This window comes from Nannocystis bainbridge (genome assembly GCF_028368995.1).
Taxonomy (GTDB): domain Bacteria; phylum Myxococcota_A; class Polyangia; order Nannocystales; family Nannocystaceae; genus Nannocystis; species Nannocystis bainbridge.
Genome location: NZ_JAQNDL010000001.1, coordinates 3850296 through 3865721, shown reverse-complemented (window position 1 = coordinate 3865721; position 15426 = coordinate 3850296). Strand labels below are relative to the sequence as shown.

12 protein-coding genes are annotated in these 15426 nt (G+C 71.8%); 5 read left to right on the top strand and 7 right to left on the bottom strand.

Annotation, left to right across the window (positions count from 1 at the left end; genetic code table 11):
- Positions 1-34 precede the first annotated feature (34 nt).
- The 4 genes from POL25_RS15070 to POL25_RS15055 form a co-directional block, all read right to left on the bottom strand.
- Positions 35-802 carry a M50 family metallopeptidase gene (locus POL25_RS15070; RefSeq protein WP_272086706.1) on the bottom strand — a complete coding sequence of 256 codons (768 nt, stop codon included), beginning with the start codon at positions 800-802 and terminating at the stop codon, positions 35-37.
- 177 nt (positions 803-979) lie between these two features.
- On the bottom strand, positions 980-1198 hold the full coding sequence (locus POL25_RS15065) for a hypothetical protein (protein ID WP_272086705.1): 219 nt from the start codon (positions 1196-1198) through the stop codon (positions 980-982).
- On the bottom strand, positions 1195-2139 hold the full coding sequence (locus POL25_RS15060; RefSeq protein ID WP_272086704.1) for a hypothetical protein: 945 nt from the start codon (positions 2137-2139) through the stop codon (positions 1195-1197). Before POL25_RS15060 ends, POL25_RS15065 begins: the two co-directional genes overlap by 4 nt.
- Before the next feature lie 481 nt (positions 2140-2620).
- On the bottom strand, positions 2621-5497 hold the full coding sequence (locus POL25_RS15055; RefSeq protein WP_272086702.1) for a tetratricopeptide repeat protein: 2877 nt from the start codon (positions 5495-5497) through the stop codon (positions 2621-2623).
- A gap of 71 nt (positions 5498-5568) precedes the next feature.
- Here POL25_RS15055 and POL25_RS15050 point away from each other — a divergent pair, with 71 nt between their 5' ends.
- The 5 genes from POL25_RS15050 (at position 5569) to POL25_RS15030 (ending at position 10752) form a co-directional block, all read left to right on the top strand.
- A complete protein-coding gene (locus tag POL25_RS15050) occupies positions 5569-6090 on the top strand; it encodes a hypothetical protein (protein ID WP_272086701.1) in 522 nt (173 codons plus the stop codon).
- Positions 6091-6193: 103 nt separating this feature from the next.
- Entirely contained in the window at positions 6194-6676 is a 483-nt protein-coding gene (locus tag POL25_RS15045; protein WP_272086700.1) for a hypothetical protein, read from the top strand.
- 37 nt (positions 6677-6713) lie between these two features.
- Positions 6714-7628, top strand: coding sequence for a peptide chain release factor N(5)-glutamine methyltransferase (gene prmC, locus POL25_RS15040; RefSeq protein ID WP_272086699.1), 915 nt, complete (start codon positions 6714-6716; stop codon positions 7626-7628).
- A 183-nt stretch (positions 7629-7811) separates the two neighbouring features.
- Positions 7812-8870 carry a hypothetical protein gene (locus tag POL25_RS15035; RefSeq protein ID WP_272086698.1) on the top strand — a complete coding sequence of 353 codons (1059 nt, stop codon included), beginning with the start codon at positions 7812-7814 and terminating at the stop codon, positions 8868-8870.
- 328 nt (positions 8871-9198) lie between these two features.
- Positions 9199-10752, top strand: coding sequence for a TROVE domain-containing protein (locus POL25_RS15030; protein ID WP_272086697.1), 1554 nt, complete (start codon positions 9199-9201; stop codon positions 10750-10752).
- Between the two features lie 919 nt (positions 10753-11671).
- On the opposite strand, the gene POL25_RS15025 is transcribed toward POL25_RS15030, so the two are convergent.
- From POL25_RS15025 to POL25_RS15015, 3 genes are read right to left on the bottom strand one after another with little or no spacing between them, the layout of a single operon-like run.
- Entirely contained in the window at positions 11672-12325 is a 654-nt protein-coding gene (locus POL25_RS15025; protein WP_272086696.1) for a hypothetical protein, read from the bottom strand.
- A gap of 1 nt (position 12326) precedes the next feature.
- Positions 12327-13139, bottom strand: a complete 813-nt coding sequence (locus POL25_RS15020; protein WP_272086695.1) for a helix-turn-helix domain-containing protein — start codon at positions 13137-13139, stop codon at positions 12327-12329.
- A 21-nt stretch (positions 13140-13160) separates the two neighbouring features.
- On the bottom strand, positions 13161-15281 hold the full coding sequence (locus tag POL25_RS15015) for a cation:proton antiporter domain-containing protein (protein WP_272086694.1): 2121 nt from the start codon (positions 15279-15281) through the stop codon (positions 13161-13163).
- Positions 15282-15426 lie beyond the last annotated feature (145 nt).

Sequence of the window (15426 nt, the reverse complement as noted above, 5' to 3'; positions counted from 1 at the left end):
GGGAGGCCAGCGCGCGCAGCTCGGGGGTCACGGATCACCGGCGGAGGTTGGCCAGGCTGACGCGGCTCTCGCCGCGGGTGAACAGCCACAGGCCGAGGACCAGGACCAGGACCGAGAACAGCCCGCAGACGGCGCCCCACAGCAGGTAGGAGCCGCCGAGCGCGGCGGCGATGTGGGCCGAGTCGGACGGCATCACGCCCGCCGAGGTCTGGGCGCTGGCGGTGAACAGGTAATCGGCGCGGGAGAACACGCTGAGGGCCAGCTGCACCGCGACGAAGACCAGCGCGGTCTGGGCCGTGGTGGCGCTGGCGCGGGCGGCGAGGGCCAGCAGCAGCAGGCCGACGCCGCTGATGTACCAGAAGCCGAACGGGTTCTCGACGACGAGCGCGACGGCGGCCAGGAAGCCGAGCCCGAGCAGGCCGAGCACCACGCGGGCGACGGCGGGCCGGCGCGCGAGGGCGAAGCACAGGCCCGCGACGATCGCCGGACCGATCAGCCCGCCGGCGGCGACGATGGCCTGAAGGACATGTCCTTCGGGACCGGAATGAACAGCCATGCCCGAACCGTCCGGCCACAAGTAGAAGGCATGGAACGTGCCGCCGGTGGCGAGCGCGGCCAGGCCGTGGCCGAGCTCGTGGGCCAGGGTCGACAGCAGCAGCAGCGGATAGATGAGCAGGCCGCCGAACGGGACCAGGTAGAGCAGGAGGGTGATCGCGGCGCTGGCGAACAGGGCGCCGCGGGCCCGCCGCGTGACCTGGACGTGGTCGTGGGCTCTGGCGAAGGCGCGCGCTGCGGAGGACATCGAAGGGCAGCGTAGCATGGCGAGTCGGCCGCGCTCGCGGGCGCGAAGCGGGCGGGCGAGCGCGAGGGCTGAAACTCGCGGCCGATCGACGGGGTCGTGCGAGCCGGCGCGCCGAGGCCTGCCGCCGGCGCGGCCGTCGCTGAACCGTAGCCGTCCGCGTCGCGACGCTAGAGTCGCTCAGCCGTAGGCTTCTTCGGCGCGCACCGACTCGAGCACGATCGCGTCGCCGAGCAGGGCACATTTATAAAGCGTGTGGGCGAGCATCTGCGGGCACTCGCGGACGATCACCGGGCCGTGGGCCGCGGCGGCGCGCAGGCGCTCGACCCACGCGAGCACGACCTCGGGCGCGTCGGCGTCGACCTCGGACAGGTCGAACACCTGCGGCGCGCCGCTCACCGCGGCGGGACTCCGAAGCGCTGCAAGAGCTCGGCGAGCGGTCGGTCCATCACGTCCCAGAAGTCGTGGCGGCGCGTGAAGTCCTCGGTGGTCGCGCGCCCGCGATCGCGCGCGGCGAGGATCCGCGCCGGCTCGAAAGTGAGGCCGACGGGGTCGCCGACGCGCGCGCCGACGGCGTGCTGAAGCAGGACCAGGAACAGCGCGCTCGACGGGTCCTCGCGGCGCAGGCCGGCGATGAAGGCCAGGGTCTCGAGCTCGCCCTGGAGGTCGGCCTCGTAGCCGGCCAGGATGTGGGTGATGTCGTGGTGCACGAGCGCCTCGGGCACGCCACCCAGCTCGCCGGCGAACGCGAACTGTCGCTCGCGGTAGTACCGCCACAGCTCGCGCCCGAGCGTGCCCTCGGGCAGCAGACCGACCCGGCGATAGCGCCACGCGAGCTCGCTGTTCTCGCGGATCTTCGGCAGGGCGAGCAGGTCCTCGGTGAAGAAGCTGAGGACGCCCTGCCAGCCCTGGGCGGCGTACAGGGTGCCGACCTGCGGCGAGCCGAGGCGGCGCTGCAGCTCGTACTGAGTCCGCTGCCGGTGCTGCTGCACGAGGTCGTGGAACACCTGCATGGCGCCCTCCTCGACCCCGAGGGCCGAGCGGAAGGCCGACAGCACGCGCCACTCCTCCGGCGAGACCTGGCCGTCGACGATGCCCATCACGAGGCAGGCCTTGAGGGCCATGAGGCGCCGCTCCGGATCGTTCAGCGCGGCGGCGAGCTCGTCGGGCGAGAGCGTGGTGACGGCGTCGGGATCGGCGTCGACGCCGAGCAGCTCGGCCGAGGCCGCCAGCAGCGACCGCTCCTTGACCGCAAAGGTGCCGTCGGCCATCGCCACGGTCTTCAGGGCCTGGAGAACTGCTTTCGCCTCGTCGGTCGTGAACGGGAACAGCGCGGCCATGGCGGGGCCCACGCTACCAGGCCGGCCCGGCAGCGCAACCCTGACGGGCCGGCGCGCGACGAGAGGTCGCTGCGCGCCGCGGGCTGGCCGATGCACGCGACCTCACGCGCGCGGACGCCTGACCAGCCGCGCACGCGCAGCGGGACGGGCGCCGCGGGCCGGCGGGGGCTGTCCGCGGACAGTCGCGCCGCGGAAGTGGCGAGAGGCGGAGCGCGACGCGTGACGAAGGCCGCGGCGCAGACGCGCAGGGGCGAGGCGGGGGGACCATGACAGGCCGTTCATGGGCGAGGGCCGCGTCGCGGACGCGCAGGGCCGTCGCCGTGACGCGGCCGCCGGCGCGACCGGCCCGAAGGCGTTCGTCTGCGCTCGAGCGCACGTCTGGCGAAAGGAACATGTCCGATCAGAAATGCCCGAACGGACCTGTCTGAAAAAGCATGGCCGAGGGGACATGCCCTCGCGGGCATGTCTTTTAAGACAGCCGCTACTTCGCGGTGCGGACCCGCTCCATCGCCTGCTTCGCCGGCGCGGGCAGCTTCGGCTCGGCGCCGGCGCGGGCGGCGAGGATCTTCGCGCGGGTGTCGTCGCCGGCGGCCTCGGCGGCGAGGGCCAGGACCACCAGGGTGTCGACGGGGCCCTTGGCGAGCGGGCCGTCGTTCATGTGCTTGAGCGCGCGGTCGCTGAGGCTGCGGGCGCGCGGCTTGTCGCCGGCCGCGGCGGCGCGCAGAGCCTGGCCGCCGAGCGTGAGCGGGTGGAGCGGGGCGATCGCGGCGGCGCGGTCGAGCGCGTAGTCGCGGTTCGGGGCGTCGGCGGTGACGGCCGCCAGCATCACCAGGCGCGCGGCCGGGTCGTAGCTCATGCCGTCGATCGCCAGGCCCTCGCGCAGCAGCGCCTTTTCGCGGGCCACGTCGCCGTCGCGGCGGGCCAGCTCGCCCAGGCGGATGATCGGCTCGACCGCCTCGGGGCGGAAGCCGCGGGCCTTTTCATAGTGATCGGCGGCCTGCTTCCAGCTCGGGCCCTGCATCAGCACCTCGGCCAGGGTCATGCGCGGGATGTAGCCGTCGCCGCGGCCCTGGATCAGCTGCTGCAGCGCCCGCGCGGCCGAGGTCATGTCTTTCTTTTGCGCGTGGCCGAGCGCGGTCGACAGCAGCTTGTCGCGCTCGTCGGGCTTGTCGCCGCGGCTCTTGGCCGGCTCCCAGCCCTTGACCTTGGCGTCGAGCTGGCCGAACAGCCAGGTCTCGAAATCCTTCTCGACCACCGCGAGCGGCTTGCCGAGGTGGCGCTCCATCAGCGCCTCGGTGGTGCCGCCCTCGCCGTAGCCCTTGAGCATGGCGATCAGGCGCGGCAGGCCGTAGGTCTGGCCGAGGTAGCGGATGGCGTAGGCGGCGGTGGTGTAGGCGACCTCCATGGCCTGGGCGCTGCCGGCCCGCAGGAACGCCAGCTCGAGCTCGGACAGGCGGCGCAGGGTGCCCTTGCGGCGCGCGGCGGCCAGCAGCTCGGCGCTCTCGCGGGCCCACGACGGGTCGGCGAGCTCGGACTCCCACTCGGACAGGCCCTCGGTGAACCACCGTGGCACGCGGCCCTTGCTGAGCTGGACGGCGTAGACGTGGGCGAGCTCGTGCCACACGACCTGATGGAAGTTGTGGGTGCCGGCATACGGGCCGACGGCGGTGATGAGGCGGCCGAAGCAGACGCCGACGGCGCCGAGGCTGGGCACGCCGATCGTGCGGACCGAGAAGTCGCTGGGGTCGGCGAACACTTCGATGCGCAGCGGGGTCGGGCGCAGGGCGTAGCGCTTGTCGAGGCTCTGGCGGGCGCGGGCGATGATCGCCAACATGTCCCCGGAGACATACTCCTGGTCCTCCTTGAGGAGGCGCAGGCTGAGGTCGCCGTCGCTGACGTCGGTGTAGAGCGGGTCGATGCGCTGGTCGTAGAGGTCGAGGGTGTTGCGGGTGCGCTCGTTGAAGCGGTCGCGCTTCCACGCGGCCTTGAGCGCGGCCCGGCCCTCGGTCTCCTTGCCGAGGCGCAGCAGGTTGAGGCCCTTGGCCGACTGCACGTAGGCGTTGTCGGGGGCGCGCCCCGCCGCCTCGTCGAGGACCGTACCTGTCTGTTCGTACATGTGCATCGAGACGAGCAGGTCGGCCAGCGCGAGGTAAAACGGCAGCGGGTTGCCAGCCGCGGCCTGGTCGCGCAGGCGGGCGTAGGCGGCCTGGTCGTCGCGGGCCAGCGCCGCGCCGGCGAGCACCGCCAGCGCGTCGGGGTGACCGGGGCTGGCCGCCAGCATGTCGCCCTGCGCGCGCGCGGTCGCCTCGTCGCGGCGACCCTCGACCAGCGCCACCTTGGCCAGCACCCCGAGCGCCTCGGTCTGGCGCGGGTTGACCTGCAGCGCCCGCTGGGCCGCGTCGCTCGCGGCGGCCAGGCGCAGCTCCTCGAGGTGGGCCACGGCCACGCCCGCGAGCGCCTCCGCGTGCCACGCGTCGCGCCGCAAGATCTGCTCGTAGGTCTCGATCGCCTCGGTCGCCGCGTACTTCTCGCGGAACATCGCCCCGCGCAGCAGCAGCGCCCGGTCGCGCAGCACGTAGCCGGGCTCGGGCGCACCTGTCTCGAGGGGCAGCTTCTCCGCCTCGCCGAGCACCATGTTGGCGTCGTGGAACGCGCCCGTCGAGCCGCGGGCCAGCGCCGCCCGGGCCACCGCCGTGAGCTCCTCGACGGTCTTGGCCTTGCCGGCGTCGTAGGCGTCATAGAGCTGCTCGCGCAGGGCGACGGCCCTGGGATCTTTGTCCTGCCCGGCCGCGACCAGCAGGCTGAGCAGCTCACCGCGCGCGGGCAGCTCGGCGGGCTCGGCGGTGGCCTTCTGCAGCAAGGCGATCGCGCCGGCCCGATCGCCGCGGGCCGCGAGCAGGCGCGCGAGCAGGCGCAGCCGCGCGGCGCTCGGTTGACCGAGCTTGGGGTCGAGCGCGGCGGCGGCGAGGTCGTTGGCGCCGGTGGCCAGGTGGGCGTGGGCGAGCGCGAGGCGGACCTTCTCGTCACCTGGCTTTTGGCGCAGGGCGCCGGCGAGGAACGCCGCGGCGCCCTCGGGATTGCCCTGCTCGAGCGCCGCGAAGGCGCCCGGCAGATCGCTGACGACGACCGGCTCGGGTCGCTTCGGCGGCTGCTTGGCGACCGGCTCCTCGCCCTCTTCGAGGTCCTGGGGCCCGCCCAGCTCGAGCGGCGGCGGAGCTGTGCGTTCGGACAGGTCAGAGCTCGCCGGCGGGGCTGCGGACGGCGGCGCCGTGCGACACGCGGCGGAGGCGGCGGCGAGGACCGCGAGCAAGCGCACGGGCCACGCGGCGCGCGGACGGGACGACCATGAGCGCGGCATGCGGGCCGGAATTGTGCGAGCCACGCGCGGCCCTGTCAAAGGAATCCGGGGGCTCTGCTATGCTGGCGCGCATGGCAGCCAGCAGCAGCAGTCACACGGCCTACCCGAGCGAGGTGTACGAGTCCTTCGACGCCTTCATGCAGCAGGTGATCAAGGACACCTACGAGCGCGGGGCCAAGCGGCCGGAATTCGTGGCCCTGGTGCTGGCCTCCGGCGAGCTGCTGCCGATGGCCTGGGGCAAGATGCGCAAGAGCGGGATCCGCGAGCTCGCCGTCGGGGTCGGCGGCGTCGTCGCCCTCCGCTACGGCCTGGCGTACATCGTCAGCGGCCCGATCGGCGTCGCGCTGACCGGTTTCACGGTGGCGGCCATGGTCTCGTTCTTCTGGCAGAACCAAAAAGAGGTCCTGGCCCGCCGCAAGCCCTACAAGCAGCTGATCAACGACACCCGCGAGAAGTACGAGGACATCCAGGCCCGCTACCACGACGGGGTCTACGACTCGGGCGAGCGCGCGCTGATGGTCGAGGGGCTGCTGCGGCGCATGGTCGCGCAGATCGAGGCGCCGCTCGAGGAGCCGATCAAGGCGTCGTCCTGAGCCGTTTCGCCCGTGGCTGTCCCGAGAGACATGTGATTGGCGCGCTCGCGCGCTCGCGGCGACGACTGGCGAGCCGCCGCGGGCCGCGCGACCCGAGGAGACCATGCCGCTGCAGCGCGTGACCCACGTGCCCTCCGACCTGCCGCTCGGCGAGGGCCGCGACCGCTACCTGGCGCAGAACGGGTTCTCGATGGCCGAGTACTCGGCGCCGAAGTTCGCGTTCTACATCTTCGGCCGCGCCGTGCAGGTGCCGAACCCGCCGGCGCGCCGGCGTGTGGTGGCGCTGCACGACCTCCACCACGTGCTGACGGGCTACGGGACGGACCTCGCCGGCGAGTCGGAGATCGGGGCCTGGGAGCTGCGCGCCGGCTGCAACACGCCCTTCTTGTGGATGATCAACCTCACCGCGGTGGTCGGCGGGCTGTTCGTCGCGCCGCTGCGGACGCTGCGGGCGTTTCGCGCTGCGAAGGGCCAGCGCAGCCTCTACGTCGACGGCCGCGACGTCGAGGCGGTGCTGAAGATCCCCATCGCCGAGCTCCGCCGACAGCTCGAGATCCCCGCTGGCGGCCACACCGCCGCGCCCTGAGACCGCGCGGTCCGGGCTACACTCCGCGCCCTCGCCGATGTCGTCCGCGTCCCCGCCCCGCCCCGCGCGCCAGCAGCTCTGGACCGTCCAGGAGGTGCTGCAGTGGACCGTCGAGCGGTTCGAGCGCGCCGGCTTCGCCGAGGCCCGCGCCGACGGGCAGCACCTGGTGGCGCAGGCGCTCGGGTGCACGCGCATGCAGATCTTCCTCCGCTACGACGCGCTGGTCGACGACACCCAGCGGGGCGCGCTGCGCGAGCTGATCCGCCGCCGCCTGGCGCGCGAGCCGGTGGCGTACATCGCCGGCAAGCGCGGCTTCCACGGGCTGGGGCTCGAGCTCGCGGTCGACCGGCGCGTGTTGATCCCGCGGCCGGAGACGGAGCTGCTGGTCGACTGGTTGCTCGAGCGGCTGCCGCCGTCGCCGCCGCCGTACCCGCTGCACGTGCTCGACGTCGGCACGGGCTCGGGGGCGATCGCGCTGGCGGTCAAGCACGCGCGCCGCGATGTCGCGGTCACGGCGGTCGACGTGTCGCCCGACGCGCTCGCGGTGGCGCGCGAAAACGCGGGCAGCCTCGGCCTGCAGGTCGAGTTCGTGCGCGGCGATCTCCTGCGCGGACCGACGATCCCCGCCGGCGGCTTCGCGGCGATCGCCGCCAACCTCCCCTACATCGCCTCGCCCGAGATCGCCGAGCTCCAGCCCGAGGTCCGCGACTACGAGCCCCGCCTCGCCCTCGACGGCGGTAGCGACGGCCTCGATCTGGTGCGACGCCTCATCGACCAGTGCGCGGCGCCGGAGGTGCTGGTGCCCGAAGGCCGGCTGTTCCTCGAGATCGGGCTCGGCCAGGCCGAGGCGACCCGCGAGCTGCTGCTGGCGCGCGGCTACGAGGCGGTCGAGATCCGCCGCGACCTGGCCGGGATCGACCGGGTCGTCAGCGGCGCGGCGCCGAACCGCTGACGAACCCGAAGCAGCCGCCGCGGTGACGACGGCGGTTCATCGGCGCGGCGAGCCGGCGATGAACTGGCGGCCAGGGCGCAGCTCTCCTATCCTTTCGTGATGGTCCCGCGAGCGCGCGCAGGTGGCCGCAGGTCGGCCGGGCCGCGCGCCTCCGCGCTGCTGCTCGGACTTGTCCTTGGGGACATGTCCTGCGGGACAGCCACCGAGCGGATGATCCGCCGCGCGGTGCCGGCCGGCATCGACGAGACGCTGACGACGCTCGAGGACCCGAAGGTGCAGCGGCGCATCGAGGGGCTGCTCGACCTGCCCGAGGTCCAGCAAGCGGCGCGCGACCTGGCCGAGCAGGTGGCGGCCGGGGCGTTCGACGGGCTGACCGAACCGCAGCGCCTGGCCAAGGTCCGCCAGTTCAGCGAGGACTTCGTCGGCGCCCTGTCAAAGGCGGTCGGCCAGGGGCTGCGCGAGGACGTGAGCCCCGCGGTGGTCGAGACCAGCCGCCGCGCGGTCGAGCAGGCGATCCAGGCGGCGCTGTCACCGGCGACGCGGCGCGGCGCGGCGAACCTGGCCGAGGCGCTGACGCGCAGGACGCTGACGACCCTGAGCGAGGGCCTGCGCGACGAGCTGGGGCCGGCGACGCAGACGGTGCTCGAGCGCAACGTCGGGCCGGCGATCCAGCGGGTGGTCGAGGACAACGTCGGGCCGGCGCTGCGCCACACGATCGAGAAGGACCTGGCGCCGGCGCTGCGCGACGCGCTGAACACCGAGCTCGCGCCGGCGGCCGGCAAGGTGTCGCGCGAGGTCAGCCGCGAGGCGCTGCTCGGCGCGGTCGATGCCCTCGACCGCGTCGAGACCGACCCGCAATACGAAAAATTCCGCGAGCGCTTCTGGGGCCGCATCGACGGCACGCTCAGCAAGGGCGCGAAGGTCGGCGAGACGATCGCGTGGATCCTCGCGCTCATCGTCGTGATCCTCGGGCTGCTGCTGGCCCGTGCGATCGTGGTGCGCCGCCGCGAGCAGGACGAGCGCGAACGCAGCGAGCGGATGTTGCTGGCGATCCTGCAGGAGCTGAAGCAGGACGGCGCGGTGAAGGTGGAGCAGGTGGTGGACCACGTGTGCGCCCGCCACCCCGACCTGGCCCGCTCGAGCTCGCTCAACGCGATGATCCACCGGGCGGTCGCCGTGGGCCGTGACCTGTTCGACGGCCGCCCCGACCTCGACGGCAAGCCCGACGCGCCGAAGCGCTGACGCTCCGCGAGCTGTCTCGAAGGTCAGGCGTAGCGCGACGCAGGCCTGTCCCGAGGGACATCCGAGAACCCAACGCGCGACCGGCTGTCTCGGAGGACATGTGCTCCGCGGTCTGCAGGCGTCGACGTGCGTGCGATGCGAGGTGACCCAAGAGACATGTGTTCATCCGCGCGCGCGACGGTCGTCTACCGGTAGATAGCAAAGGATAAGAACAAAGCTGCATTCTTCCCCGGGCAAAGCCATTCAACTCCGCGGAATGACGCAGATCCAGCAAGCCATCATGGTCACGGTCCGATGCCTGCTCAAGGGGTCTGACAAGGAGCCCGTCATGGTCAACCTCTCGATCTTCACCACCCGCAAGGCCGCTCCCGTCGCTGACGCGGTGAACGAGGCAGGGGGTCGGGCGTACGCCCTGAGCGACAAGCACGCGCTGGCTCAGTACGCCGCGACCGGTTGCCTCAACAACACCTACTACGCGTCCGGTCAGAAGCAGCTCGAGGCGGTGCAGGCGCTGGTCGCCAAGGTCGACGCCGAGTTCGTCGCCAAGACGGCCGTGTACACCCGGCAGCACAGCCACATGAAGGACATGCCGGCGCTGCTCCTGGCGGAGCTGGCGAGCCGCAACGGGTTGATGCTCGACAAGGTGTTCGGGCGGGTGTGCGACAACGGCAAGATGCTGCGCAACTTCGTGCAGATCGTGCGGTCGGGGGCGACGGGTCGGCGTTCGTTCGGGACGCGGCCCAAGCGGCTGGTGCAGCGGTGGCTCGACCGCCGCAGCGACGCGCAGGTGCTCGGTGACTCGGTCGGCAACGACCCGTCGCTGACGGACGTGGTCCGGATGGTCCACCCCAAGCCGGCCAACGACGGCCGCCGGGCCCTCTACGGCTACCTGCTCGGCCGCCCGCACGACGCCGCGGCCCTGCCCGCGTGCGTGCGCGCCTTCGAGGACTTCAAGGCCGGCCGCACCGACGAGGTCCCGGACGTGCCGTTCCAGCTGCTCACCGGGACGCCGCTGCGCGAGAGCGCGTGGCGGGCCATCGCCGCCCGGGCCGGCTGGCAGATGCTGCGCATGAACCTCAACACCTTCCTGCGTCACGGCGTCTTCGACGACGCGACGCTCACCAAGGCGCTCGCCAAGAAGCTGGCGTCGCCCGACGAGGTGCGGAAGGCGCGGGTGTTCCCGTACCAGCTGCTCATGGCCTACAAGCAGGCCGACGACGCCATCCCGAAGAAGATCCGGGACGCGCTCCACGACGCCATGGAGGCGGCGCTCACCAACGTGCCCGAGGTCGAGGGCCAGATCTATGTCCTGCTCGACGTCTCGGGATCGATGCACTCCCCGGCCACGGGGTTCCGCAAGGGGGCGACCTCGGCGGTGCGGTGCATCGACGCGGCGGCCCTGGTCGCGGCGGCGTTCCTCCGCAAGAACCGTGACACCGAGGTGATCCCGTTCCACGACAAGGTCGTGCCGTGCAAGATCGACGGCCACGACAGCGTCCTCACCAACGCGCAGCGCCTGGCGAAGCTCCCGTCCGGCGGGACCAACTGCGCGGCGCCCCTGCAGGAGCTGAACCGCCGCAAGGCCAAGGGCGACCTGGTGATCTTCGTGTCGGACAACGAGTCGTGGATCGACACCCGCAACACGTACCGGCGCGGGACCCAGGTGATGGAGGAGTGGCGGGCCTACAAGGGCCGCAACCCCGCGGCGAAGCTGGTCTGCATCGACATCCAGCCGGGGGCGACCACGCAGGCGCCTGACCGAAAGGACATCCTCAACGTCGGCGGCTTCTCGGACGACGTCTTCTCACTCATCGCCGCGTTCGCGCGCGGCGGCCTCGCGGGCGAGCACTGGGTCCGCGCGATCGAGGCGGTCACGCTGTGAACGCCTGAAACCTTGGCTGCGAATGCAGGGCGGGACTACATCTTGGTTTGACGATGTCTCGCCCACCCTCGTCGCAGCCGCCTTCTTCGGGCTTCGAATGCCGAAGGGACTACATTCCAAAGGGGGACGCCGGTTCGAGTCCGGCCCGGCCCGCGAGGGTCGGTGGTTCAGGGGTAGAACGCCCGTATGTCTCTTCAACACCTGGTCGAAGCCCACCTTTTTACGCCCGACGATTTCGGGCCCCGAATGCCGAGGGGACTACATTTTAACGGTACGGTCGTCGGTTCGAATCCGGCCCGCTCCGAACCCATGGAGCGGTAGCTCAGCGGTAGAGCGGACCGCAGTTCGTCTCTTCGATCCCTCGTCGAGGCCCACCTTTTCTTCACACCCGGCTTTTGGACTCCGAATGCCCGGAGAGACTACATCTTCCAGGGATCGAGGTCGCTGGTTCGAATCCAGCCCGCTCCACTCGTACGGGGCGGTAGCTCAGCGGCAGAGCGCGTAAACGTCTCTTCGACCCTCGTCGGGGTCCACCTTCTCTGTGCACACATACCGTTTTGGGCCTCGAATGCCCGCGGGGACTACATTTTTAATGTCGAGGTCGTCGGTTCGAATCCGACCCGCTCCATCTCCACGGGGCGGTAGCTCAGCCCGGTAGAGCACGAATGTCTCCGTACCTTTCGTCGAGGTCCACCTATCTTTGGCTGCGAATGCTTGGCGGGACTACATCCTTTCACGACGCACGTCTCGCCGATTTCTCGTCGCAGCTGCCTTCTTCAGGGTCGCGAATGCCGAAGTGACTACAAGGGACCACGAGGTCGCTGGTTCGAATCCAGCCCGCCCTTCGGGGCGGTGGCTCAGCCTGGTAGAGCGCGTGGTAAAATGTCACTTCGAACTTCGTCGCGACCCGCCTTTTTCGTCAGCGGTAGATCTTCGGGCGGGCGCTCGACTCGCGCACGACGACGCCAGCGTCCTCGCGCAGCTCCGCGAGCGCGCGGGTCCGCTGCGGCGGGCTGAACGATCGCCCGCAACGCGGGTCGCCGCAGATCCACGCATCCGGGGCCGCGCGATAGACGGTCGCAGAGCGACCGCAACACGGGCACGGCAGCGGCAGCGCCAGGTGGGCGTAGAGCTTCTTGACCGGCGTCGGCAGCGGCAGCGGCGGGAGATCGGCGGGCGGCGGTCCGGGGCATGTCGGCCGGCGCAACGACACCAGCACCAGATCGTCGCCAGGGAAGATCCACACCCAGCGCGCGGCGTCGGCGAAGCCCACCAGCGCGTGGCCGTCCTCCTCGGCGAGGCGGAACGCGAGCGGCTGTCCTCGAGGACAGATGTTCGCGCGGCTCAGCAGCACGTGCAGCGTGGCCGCTGCCGGCTCGGTGACGTACGACAGGGTGCGGCCGCCGATGAACCTGACGGTGAACCCGCGCGCGCTGATCTCGGTGTCGGTGTCGCCGGTGAACAGGACGCGCAGCATCGTCGTGACGACGGATCGCGGCCGCGAGGTGAAGGGCGCGCCCTGAAGCAGCTCGCGGACCCGCGCGAAGTCTCCCGGCGGATCGTCGGCCCGCATGTCAGTCGAACTCGCTCTCGACGCTGCGCACGCGCCCCAGCGCGGCCTCGGGCGAGCTCGCCTGGCACAGCTCGGCGACGGTCTCGGGGGTGGCGAGGCGGGCGGCGCGGGCCAGCAGCTCGAGCGGCGCTTTGCCGCCGCCGAGGATCACGAGGAGCATCTGCAGCGGGATGTCGTCGGGCGTGGCGACCTGCAGCGGCCGGGCGAGGGTGACGAGCGCGGCGACGGGCTGGATGTCCGGGGTGAGGGCGTGAGGGACGGCGACGCCGTGACCGATGCCGGTCGGCGATTCGCGCTCGCGTTCGCGGATCTCGCCGGCGATGACGGCGGCGTTGAGGCCGGGGGCGGCGCCGGCGAGGCGCACGGCGGCGACGTCGATGGCGTCGCCGAGGTAGCTGCACGACAGCTTGAGGATCACCCGCTCCGGCGCGAGCAGCTGATGCAGGCGCGGGGTGGTCGAGCGAGCGACGCTGCGGGCCGGGAACTCGGCCTCGAGGAAGGCGTGCACGCGCGCGAGCTGGGCCGCGTTGAGCTTGCGCCGCGCGATCTCGAGGAACAGCGAGTTGGCCGCGGGCACATCCTCGAGGTAGCGAGCGACGAACGGCGAGACGCGCTGGGCCAGGTCGATGAGGAGGGTCGGCGGGAGCTCGAGCTCGCGGGCGATGGCCAGCAGGCGATCGGGCGTGGGGGCCTGATCGTGGCCGTTCTCGACCCGGCTGAGGTACGCGCTCGAGACGCCGATCTTCTGCGCGAGGGCGCGGAGGCTGACGCCGGCGTCGACGCGGAGGAGGCGGAGGGTGGCGCCGAAGTGCATGGGTGGCTCGCGGGGTGATGCCTAGCCGTTCGCGACGGCCCCGGCCTGCGGTTCGGTGAGCGGCCGGGGGCGCCGCGCGGCGGTCTGGGGCCGCTCGCGGTGATGCACGACCAGGAACGAGGTCGGGCAGCGCGTCATGATCTCGTCGGCCGACAGCGGGGTGGCGCCGAGAATGACGAGGTCCTGGCCCGCGGCGGCCTTGACCACCAGGTCGACCGCGCTGTTGCCGTCGTCGTCGGCCTCGACCACGGTGACGCGGTCGGCGGCCATGTCGGCGAGGAAGGCGTCGACGCGCGGGGCGTTGGCGTCGCGCACGCGGATGCGGAGGATCGTGATCTCGGCGCCGATGGCGAAGGCCATGCGCCGCGCCAGGCGGACCGCGACCTCGTCGTGCAGCGAGCCGCAGAACGGGACCAGGACCCGGCGCACCGCCCCGAGGTCGCGGCTGACGAGCACGGCGACGTCGGCCGGCGCGTCCTTCATGACGTCGTGCACCATGCCGCCGAGCAGGGCCTGACCGAACAGGGTCTTGTGCCAGCCGAGCAGGATCAGGTCGACGTCCTTGACCTCGGCGACGCTGCAGATGTCGTGCGCCGGCTCGCCGGAGACGAACGACATCGGCCGCACGTTGAGCCCGTGGTCGCGGCCGCGCGCGAGCAGCGGGTCGAGCGCGCTGGGGCTCTCGAGGTCGTCGCCGCCCTCGACCAGGGTCGAGGTGCGCTCGGCCGGTCGGTGCAGCTGCAAGCCGTAGAGGCGATCGGCGGGGTTCTGCTTGCCGACCAGGGCGCCGGCGATCTGGGCCATGCCGGGGCCGGAGCGGTCGAAGGCGACGCACATCAGGACGCTGAAGCCCTCGGGCAAGGTCGCGCGCATGTCGGTCGGCGGCGGCTCGACCAGCTCCTGGGCCAGCAGCTCCGGCGGGTACACCAGCTGCAAGATCGGCGTCGTCATGAAGGTCGTGACCAGCGCCATGATGACCATCATCGTGAACAGCGTCGGAGAGATCACCCCGAGGTCGAGGCCGATGTTGAGGACGATCAGCTCCATCAACCCGCGGGTGTTCATCAGGATGCCGAGCGCCGTCGACTCGCGCCAGCCGAGGCCGGTCCAGCGGGCGGCCACGTAGCTGCCGCCGAACTTGCCGAGGCAGGCGACGACGATGATGAGCAGGCACTGGACCCACGCCTCGGGCGTGTTGAGCAGGCCGATGTGGGTGCGCAGGCCGCTGAGCGCGAAGAAGGTCGGCAGCAGGACGATGACGACGATGTCCTCGAGCTTCTCCGCCAGCACGCGGGCGAAGCCGCCCTCGCGCGGGATGATCGCGCCCATCAAAAAGGCGCCGAACAGCGCGTGGATGCCGATCAGCTCGGTCGCCCAGGCCGACAGGAACAGCAGCACGAAGGTGAAGGCGACGACGTTCTGCGTCAGGCCCTCGCGGCCGGTGCCGCGCGCGGCCAGGCGGGCCAGGAACGGCCGCACGACCGTCAGCATGCCGACGGTGTAGGCGACGGCGAGGACGGTGGTGACGACGGCCTCGGTCAGCGCGGTGGCCCGGACGATCGAGACGACGAAGGCGAGGATGCACCACGCGGTCACGTCGTCGACGGCGGCGCAGGTGATGGTGACGGCGCCGACCTTGGTGCGGAGCAGGCGGCGTTCGGTGAGGATGCGCGCCAGCACCGGGAAGGCGGTGATGCTCATCGCCACGCCCATGAACAGGGTGAACGACGAGAACGCGACGCCCTCGGGCATGAGCGTCGGGTAGATGTAGAGCGCCAGCACGGTGCCGAGCGCGAACGGGGCGACGATGCTGGTGTGGCTGATGAGCACCGAGGCGCGGCCGCGCCCGCGCAGCAGGCCGAGGTCCATCTCGAGGCCGACCAGGAACATGAAGAGCAGCAGGCCGACCTGGCTGAGCATGCCGAGGATGCCGAGCGAGGCCGTGGGGAACAGCGCGGCCTTGACGTCGGGCGCGACCGCGCCGAGCAGCGAGGGCCCGAGCAGGATGCCGGCGACGACCTCGGCGATCACCAGCGGCTGGTGGATCTTCCGCGCCGCGAGGCCGAGGAGGCGCGCCGTGATGATGATGACGACGAGTTGCGCGATGAGCAGGCAGAGCGGGCTGTGAAGGAGGTACGCCATGACGCCTCGTCGTTGATTAAGTGCTCGCTTATCACCGGGCCGCAGGGGCCGTCAACCCGGGTGAAGACGCGAGCGCGACGCCGTGGGCGCCACGAGCGCTGAACCGGACGCGCGGCGCGGCGCGGCGGTCGACACGGCGAGCGCC